This is a genomic window from uncultured Maribacter sp. (assembly GCF_947496775.1).
GTDB lineage: Bacteria > Bacteroidota > Bacteroidia > Flavobacteriales > Flavobacteriaceae > Maribacter_B.
In genome coordinates this window covers 64,238-72,014 of record NZ_CANMDU010000014.1, presented here as the reverse complement: position 1 = coordinate 72,014, position 7,777 = coordinate 64,238, and the positions used below count along the sequence as shown (strand labels likewise).

At 29.7% G+C, this 7,777-nt stretch carries 9 protein-coding genes and 1 pseudogene; 9 read left to right on the top strand and 1 reads right to left on the bottom strand.

Annotation, left to right across the window (positions count from 1 at the left end):
- Positions 1 to 356: integrase core domain-containing protein (locus Q0856_RS17280; protein WP_298507010.1), on the top strand; the 356-nt coding region annotated here is incomplete at its 5' end.
- A 27-nt stretch (positions 357 to 383) separates the two neighbouring features.
- Here the strand turns inward: Q0856_RS17280 and Q0856_RS17275 are convergent.
- Positions 384 to 1,013 (bottom strand): NAD(P)H-dependent oxidoreductase, encoded by a 630-nt coding sequence (locus Q0856_RS17275; protein ID WP_298507008.1) that lies wholly within the window; start codon positions 1,011 to 1,013, stop codon positions 384 to 386.
- A 78-nt stretch (positions 1,014 to 1,091) separates the two neighbouring features.
- Between Q0856_RS17275 and Q0856_RS17270 the strand changes: the two genes are divergently transcribed.
- The 8 genes and pseudogenes from Q0856_RS17270 to Q0856_RS17235 all read left to right on the top strand — a co-directional run bounded on the left by Q0856_RS17270 (position 1,092) and on the right by Q0856_RS17235 (position 7,771).
- Positions 1,092 to 1,991: a LysR family transcriptional regulator gene (locus tag Q0856_RS17270; RefSeq protein WP_298476955.1), complete on the top strand. Its 900-nt coding sequence runs from the start codon at positions 1,092 to 1,094 to the stop codon at positions 1,989 to 1,991.
- A gap of 301 nt (positions 1,992 to 2,292) precedes the next feature.
- A complete protein-coding gene (locus tag Q0856_RS17265) occupies positions 2,293 to 3,750 on the top strand; it encodes a serine hydrolase domain-containing protein (protein ID WP_298507007.1) in 1,458 nt (485 codons plus the stop codon).
- Between the two features lie 321 nt (positions 3,751 to 4,071).
- Positions 4,072 to 4,467: pseudogene (locus tag Q0856_RS17260) on the top strand (NADAR family protein).
- 51 nt (positions 4,468 to 4,518) lie between these two features.
- On the top strand, positions 4,519 to 4,947 hold the full coding sequence (locus Q0856_RS17255; RefSeq protein ID WP_298481210.1) for a DUF3995 domain-containing protein: 429 nt from the start codon (positions 4,519 to 4,521) through the stop codon (positions 4,945 to 4,947).
- 119 nt (positions 4,948 to 5,066) lie between these two features.
- A complete protein-coding gene (locus Q0856_RS17250; RefSeq protein ID WP_298507005.1) occupies positions 5,067 to 6,020 on the top strand; it encodes a tRNA-dihydrouridine synthase family protein in 954 nt (317 codons plus the stop codon).
- A 123-nt stretch (positions 6,021 to 6,143) separates the two neighbouring features.
- Positions 6,144 to 6,707, top strand: a complete 564-nt coding sequence (locus Q0856_RS17245; protein WP_298481207.1) for a Crp/Fnr family transcriptional regulator — start codon at positions 6,144 to 6,146, stop codon at positions 6,705 to 6,707.
- 120 nt (positions 6,708 to 6,827) lie between these two features.
- Positions 6,828 to 7,022, top strand: coding sequence for a 4-oxalocrotonate tautomerase family protein (locus Q0856_RS17240; protein WP_298507003.1), 195 nt, complete (start codon positions 6,828 to 6,830; stop codon positions 7,020 to 7,022).
- A 5-nt stretch (positions 7,023 to 7,027) separates the two neighbouring features.
- The gene (locus Q0856_RS17235; protein ID WP_298507001.1) at positions 7,028 to 7,771 is read left to right on the top strand and encodes an SDR family oxidoreductase; all 744 of its coding nucleotides are present in this window, start codon (positions 7,028 to 7,030) and stop codon (positions 7,769 to 7,771) included.
- Positions 7,772 to 7,777 lie beyond the last annotated feature (6 nt).

The following is a 7,777-nucleotide window of genomic DNA, read 5'->3' as shown; positions in this document are numbered from 1 at the left end:
AACTAAAAGGTTGTGTAAGAGCGCTCAATAAAGCAATTTACAATGCTGAAGACAGCTCGAAACTTATTCATCATTCCGACAGAGGTATTCAATACTGTAGCAATATTTATACGCAAATTTTAAAAAGAAAGAATATTAATATCAGTATGACAGAAGAGAACCATTGCTATGAAAACGCAATAGCAGAAAGGGTTAACGGGATACTTAAAGATGAGTTTTATCTAGACCAAACTTTTACTAGCGTAGTACAAGCCAAAAAAGCAACGAAAAATGCAATCAAATTATATAACAATAAAAGATTACATTTATCTTTAGACTATAAAACACCTAATTACGTGCACCAATGTGCCGCTTAAAAACAAATATTAATCCGTAGCCGTATTTTAGGACGTGACATTAGAAAACCAACTATCTACCAAGTCCCTAATTTCAGATTTTGCTTTATTTAAAATTGAATCTAGTCTATCTCTATTTTGGTCAACACCAAAAGCTAAAATTTGTTCTAATGTTATTCCCATAAAATCAAAATTTTGTTTTATTGTTGATGAAGCAAATTCCTTTACATCATCAGAATTACTGTAATCAAAACCACTTACAATAATAGATAATGCTTTTTTATCATTGCATAGGCCTTTAAACCCTATTTCAGGACTAAAAGAAAATGTCTTATCACTTACTACAATAGCATCAATCCAAGCTTTAACCGAAGCAGGTAAGGTAAAGTTGTAAATTGGAAAAGCTACAACAATATTATCCGCTTGTAGTAATTGATTTATATATCCATGATGATTTGACAAAAGAGAAAGTTCTGATTCTGAAAAATCTCTTTTCCCATTGTTCCATTCCATTATCAAATTGAGATTTTCTACCAATAATAAATCAGGAGGAGTTTGTGATAAATCTAAGTGAATTAGTTCGGTTTTCTCTTTAGCCAATTTAACAAATTCATCAAATAAGATTTTTGTGTATGACCCGTTTCTTGGTGTATAATTAATTACTAATGTTTTTGTCATGATTTCTTTTTTTTCAAAAGTAAACAGACTTAATTAATAATTTTAATTATTTTAGTTAGTCAATTAATAACTATTGTTATGATTAATTTAGAATGGTTGAGAACTTTCAGTTCTATATATGAATGTAAAAACATAACAGAAGCTTCTAAAAAATTGAACATGACTCAACCTGGAGTTAGTAAACATTTAGCTGCACTGGAAAATCATATTGGAAAAAAATTATTTGAAAGAACTACTCGCAAATTAACCCCAACTGAATATGGTAGGTTTTACTATTCTCAGATAAAAAACCCATTGCAAGAGTTAGAAAAAGTAGAATATTATTCAAACCAAAGAGTAAAAAAACAACGCCATGCAATAACAATTGGGTGTACCACAGATATTTTCAGGAAAGAACTAAGACATGTAATATATTCTTTTGATATGTATATCGTTACATGTTTTGGTAACGAAAAAGAACTAGTGGAAGCTCTTGAAAATGATAAGGTTCAATTGATTGTAGGAATAAAAAAGCACTTTAAATACGACCATGAATTTACTTTTTTTAAAAATGAAGAATTGATGATAATTTGCTCAAATGACATTAAGATCCCAGAAGATTTAAAAAAAGATGAAAAACAACTTATCAAATGGTTACAAAAACAAACTTGGTTCACTTTTGATAATGAGCAAGATGATATAAAAAAGTTTTGGAAAATAAGATTCAATACCATACCTAAAATCATCCCAAGGTATATATTACCATCTTATTTAGATATTATAGAATCGCTAAAACACAATCAAGGTTTCAGTATTATACCCAAATATTTAATTGAAGAAGAATTAAAAAATAGTACAATTAAAACACCATTTGAAGTATCAATGCCTATTGATCACAAACGATTTTATTCATATAAATTGAAAAATAGTAACTTAAAAGAAATCAATATGTTTAAAGAGCAAATGGAAATAACTACTGCCAACAAAGAACTGAGGTAAAAAACAAATAAATTCTTCTTTAACTTAAAGCAATATTATTCTAGACTCGTAGATTCAATATCTTAATTCTCTCTTTTATTCTTTCTAGTTTATACTATCAATTTACAGGAAAAATCAAACTTAAGAAGTATAAAAAACATAGAATTTCCGTGCTGTATCCAAAGCCTCATTTTATATACAAAGTCGCCAAATATAAAATTTGGTATTTACGAAAAATGATAAAAGCAAAACACTTAACAAATATTGTAACATATAACAGCAGTTTTAGTCTTATTGTTTTAATCAATCCAAAATTTAAAAAATGAAAAAAATATTAATTCTAATAATTGGAGTTATTATAACCTTTTTTTCCTGTAAAGAAACCAACAAATTAAACAAAGTTGAAAACATTCTAAAAAACAGAATTGAATCGTATATTAAAGAATGTAATAAAAATGGAGTATCAGGAAGTGTATTAGTGGCACAAAATGAAAAAGTACTTTTCTCCGGAGGCTTTGGGCTTAGCAACCGAAATGAAAATCTTCAAATTACAGAGGAAACTATTTTCACAACTGGCTCAATTACAAAACAATTTACAGCTACTGCTATTCTTAAGCTACAAGAAGAAGGTAAACTTTCCGTAGAAGATTCTATTTCAAAATTTTTAGTGAACGTACCTATAGACAAAAAAAACATAACTATTTATCAATTGCTAACCCATACTTCGGGAATAAAAGCAAACCTTGAAAATGCTCGTGATTTTCACCCAATTGAAAAAGAAGAATTTTTAAGAAAAATTTTCCATTCATCTTTAAATTTCCCTCCAGGAAGTGAGCATAGATATTCTAATATAGGATATTCCATTTTAGCCATCATTATTGAAGAAATAACACAATTAGATTATGAAGAATATTTACAACAAGAACTTTTCAGTAAAGCTAAAATGAAAAATACAGGTTATCTACTGCCGAAGTGGGACGAAACCAAAATGGCACACGCTTATAAATGTCAAGAAAACCGAGCTACACATTTAGAAAAATGGAAATCAACATCTAACCTAGTGTCCTATCATCTTAAAGGGAATGGTGGTATTTTGTCTACACCATCTGATTTATATAAATGGTACATTGCCTTAAAAAAGAACATAATAATTGGCGAAAAATCATTTGAGGATTTAGTTTATCCTCACGTTTTAGTAAGAAAAAACGGAAAAAATAGCTATGGATATGGATGGGTGATTTCTAAAAGTGACAGAAATACTAAAAAGATTGCTCATAATGGCTTTAACGGTGTTTTTTACGCTGAGCTTATTAGACTTCCTGAAGAAAAACACACCATTATTATTTACATGACCAACCAAGTTAGATATGATACAAAAATAATTGGTAAAGAATTGGAAAAATTAATTTTTGATAAGAATTACACTGCTGTAGTTCCAAAAATGAATAGTACCAAATATTTTTCAGGTGAAGAGCCTAATGAAAATATGGAGGTTATCAACGAATTTGTATCCATCTTATTAAAAACCGAAACTGAACAAACAATAGAAAGCTTTATTAAAACCCATATTCCCGATACGGGTAAACATAAACGTTTTAAAGAGTATTTCCTTGCAATGCAAGAAGAATTTAGAAATTATAAGTTGGTACACACATTAGAATACGAAGACGATACTTATGACATATTATTAGAATCAAAGAAAGGAGTAATAGAAGAATTAACTCCTTGCTTTGACCTAAAATTCGATGAACAAAATCAAATTACGGCCTTTGGTTGGTGATTTAAAAACGTTTTGCTACAGCGTAGATAAAACATAGCTAACAGGTATTAAATCGAAAGGTTTTTACTTATTTACAAAAACCGCCAAATTTTTAAATTTGGCTTTTAAAATAGAAAAATTAAAAACAAAACATAATCCCGAACCTTCGGGACGGCTCTGTGCTAATCTGAAAAGTCAGCGTCTTTTTAACGCTACGTTTCATACGCAAGTCCGTTATCATTAATTAAAATGAACTACACGAACGAGAAAATAATTGAACGTTTTTAATCAGGTGAAAATCTGAAATTCCTACTATTTTAGGGACATACTAAATCCGATTCAATAACTAAATCTTGTTTTAGTCAATGGTACGAATCCAAATTTTATGTTAATGGAGTGGAATATCAAACAGCCGAACATTTTATGATGGCTGAAAAGGCTTTGTTATTTAATGACAATGACATTTACTAACAAATAATCAAAAGTTCAAAAGCTGGTAAAATAAAAGAACTTGGTAGACAAGTAAAGAATTTTAATCAACGGGTTTGGGCAGAAAATAGATTTGAAATAGTTGTAAGAGGTAATTTTCATAAGTTTAGTCAAAATCCAAAATTATCGAAATTTTTAAGAAACACAAATGACCGAATCTTGGTTGAGGCAAGTCCTGTTGACAATATATGGGGAATTGGACTCGCTCAAAATAATGAAGTACTTAACAACTCGGAATTCAATAATTAGTTTTTTACATGAACTATAATTCTATTACTTTTATAGCAACTTACAATTTTCATGAATCTAATTCTACCTTTACTCTTATTTTTAATTTTTACCGTACTCGGCGGATTTCATTTTTACTGGCTTTTTGGGGGAATTTGGGGATTAGAAAAAGTAATTCCTGCGAAAGAGAACGAGAATAAGGCTTTATCTATTCCTAAATTTGCAACTTTAATTGTTGCTATTGTTCTTATTTTATTTGGACTACACTATCTATTAAAATCTGGACTAATAAATGGTTTTGTTTCTAATTGGATAACAAATTTGGCATCTTGGTTTATTCCTTCTATTTTTATTCTAAGAGCCATTGGAGATTTTAATTATGTTGGTTTTTTTAAAAAAACTAAAAATACGGTGTTTGCAAAAGCCGATTCAAAAATATTTTCTCCACTATGTTTAACTATAGGAATAATTGGCATGTTAATACAAATTATGGCCAAATAACAATCCATAGCATTTCTTTTAAATGCTATTCAGAAAAGGATATTAGAAAATTAATATCTCTTAGTTAATTGCGCAAGCCATTAAGCAATTATCCTATCTTTGCCCAACTAAATTAAAAGATGACTCCTACTCTACTTTCTTCTCCTTTACAGGGTTTTACAGATTTCAGATTTCGAAATGCATTTAATCACTACTTTGGTGGAATTGATACTTTCTACGCTCCTTATATTAGACTTAATGGAAAATTAAAAATTAAACAATCGTATCAAAACGATTTATCTCCAGAAAACAATACCACTCTAGAGGTTATACCGCAAGTAATGACGAATGACCCAGAAGAGTTTTTATACGTTACCAAATATGTACAAAGTTTAGGATATAAAGAGTTAAACTGGAATCTAGGTTGCCCCTATCCTATGGTTACAAAATCTGGAATGGGTTCCGGTCTTATTTGCAATCCAACAAAAATTAATGAGGTATTGCACAAAGCTCATACCGAAACAGATATTATTGTTTCAATGAAAATGAGGATGGGATATGAAAATGCAGAAGAAATCCTAGATGCTTTTCCTATTTTAGACCAATATCCTCTTAAAAATATTGCTATTCATGCCAGAATTGGCAAACAACTATACAAAGGACCTGTAGATTTAGATGCCTTTGAGAAATGTATACAGAACACAAAACACAAGCTATATTACAACGGAGATATTACTAGTGTTTCCTCTTTTAATGCCATTAAAGAACGTTTTCCCCAGATAAATCATTTTATGATGGGACGTGGCTTAATTGCGGACCCTTTTTTACCGAGTATGATAAAAAATAACACTACGGAATACCCAAAAAATAGATGGGCCATTTTTTCAGAATTTCATGATACTATTTACAAACAATATGATGAATATTTATCTGGACCAACACCTATAAAAATGAAAATGCTAGGGTTTTGGGAATTTTTTTCTCAATCTACATCGAATCCAAAAAAAACATATAAAGCCATTAAAAAGGCTACTAACCCTATTAAATATAGAGCCGCGGTTAAACAAATTATTAATACCGAAATGAAATTTTAAAATGTCTTATACAAAATCTAACGCTATTAAATTGTAATTCCTTTATTTTAGAAATACAAACTAGAAAAGACTATAGAAGTTTTAATATATAATAAAGGCTTAGTAACACTACACATCTATAAAATGACACATCCTCTCCGAAAGCATATAGAAGAAATAATTACCGTTACCGATGAGGAATTTCATTTTATTTTGAGTCATTTTGAACAAGTAAAAAAAAGAAAAAATCAATATATCGTTCAAGAAGGAGAAATTGTAAATAAAGAATACTGGATTATAAAAGGTTGCTTAAAAAGCTACTTTGTAGACCATACTGGTAAAGAACATATACTGCAGTTTGGAATGGAAAATTGGTGGATTACAGATTACGAATCTTTTGTTAAACAAACCAAATCTAAAATCTCTATAGATTGTATTGAGGATAGTGAGTTATTATACATTTCTCTTGAAAATAGAGAAAAACTAACCTCCGAAATGCACAAAATGGAACGTTTTTGGGCTAAAAAAAGTAAAATTGGGAGAATTTCACTTCAAAACAGAGTTTTATCCTTATTAAAAAATTCAACCAAAGAGAAATACAATTTACTTCTGCAACAGTATCCTAAACTTTTTCAACGTGTTCCTAAAAAAATGATTGCCGCTTATCTAGGTGTTTCTAGAGAAACCCTTAGTAGATTAAATTCCTAATTATCTTTCTTCTCTTTATTACTTAAAGTGATGTACATCACTTTAAAGAAGTGACAAACCTCCTTTTAAAAAAAAGAAGTTCACTTCAACTTTGCATAACAATTAAATACATAAAAAGTTATGCCATACATTAACATTAGAGTTACAGACGAACAAGTAACACAAGAACAAAAACGCCAATTAATAAAAGGTGCCACGCAACTTGTTGTGGATATACTTAACAAAAACCCACAAACAACTCATGTTATTATTGATGAAGTGCCAATACTAAATTGGGGTGTAAATGGAAAACAATATTTAGGAACAAAAAAATAAAGAAAATGAAAAACAAAACTGTAATTATTACTGGAGCGTCTACCGGAATTGGTAAAGCTATTGCAAAATATTTTATTACCCGTGGTAGTAATGTTGTAATGAATTCCTACAATGAAGAAAACTTAAAAAAAACATATATTGAATTTAATTCTCCTTCTAATGCTACTTATTTAGCAGGAGATATTAGTAAACAAGAAACAGGAAAAAAGTTAGTTGCTTTAGCTCTAGAAAAATTTAACTCTATAGATGTTTTAATTAATAATGCTGGGGTATTTTCTCCGAAGCCTTTTTTAGAAGTTAAAGAGGACGATTTAGAATTATATTGGAACGTAAATCTAAAGGGAACATTCTTTACCTCCCAAGCTGCAATCCCTTATATGCTACAACAAGAAAGCGGTTCAATCATTAATATAGGAACGGTATTAGTGGAACACGCAATAGACGGTTTTCCTGCCACGGCTCCCCTAACTAGTAAAGGAGCTATCCATTCTTTAACTAGACAATTAGCAGCCGAATTTGGGAAAAATAACATTAAAATAAATACCATTGCTCCAGGAATTATTAGAAGTCCATTGCAAAGTAAAATAGGAATTGAAAATGCCGATAGTTTAGCAGGTTTGCATTTACTAAATAGAATCGGGGAAACAAATGATATTGCCGAAGCGGCTTATTATTTAGCTTCATCTAATTTTATAACAGGAGAAACTATTAACGTAGCTGGTGGACATACCATTGGGCATACCATCTAAAAAAAC

Coding starts and splice junctions, on each gene's coding strand:
- Q0856_RS17255 (WP_298481210.1), top strand. CDS start 4,519: ATGAATCTAATTCTACCTTTACTCTTATTTTTAATTTTTACCGTACTC.
- Q0856_RS17265 (WP_298507007.1), top strand. CDS start 2,293: ATGAAAAAAATATTAATTCTAATAATTGGAGTTATTATAACCTTTTTT.
- Q0856_RS17240 (WP_298507003.1), top strand. CDS start 6,828: ATGCCATACATTAACATTAGAGTTACAGACGAACAAGTAACACAAGAA.
- Q0856_RS17250 (WP_298507005.1), top strand. CDS start 5,067: ATGACTCCTACTCTACTTTCTTCTCCTTTACAGGGTTTTACAGATTTC.
- Q0856_RS17275 (WP_298507008.1), bottom strand. CDS start 1,013: ATGACAAAAACATTAGTAATTAATTATACACCAAGAAACGGGTCATAC.
- Q0856_RS17245 (WP_298481207.1), top strand. CDS start 6,144: ATGACACATCCTCTCCGAAAGCATATAGAAGAAATAATTACCGTTACC.
- Q0856_RS17270 (WP_298476955.1), top strand. CDS start 1,092: ATGATTAATTTAGAATGGTTGAGAACTTTCAGTTCTATATATGAATGT.
- Q0856_RS17235 (WP_298507001.1), top strand. CDS start 7,028: ATGAAAAACAAAACTGTAATTATTACTGGAGCGTCTACCGGAATTGGT.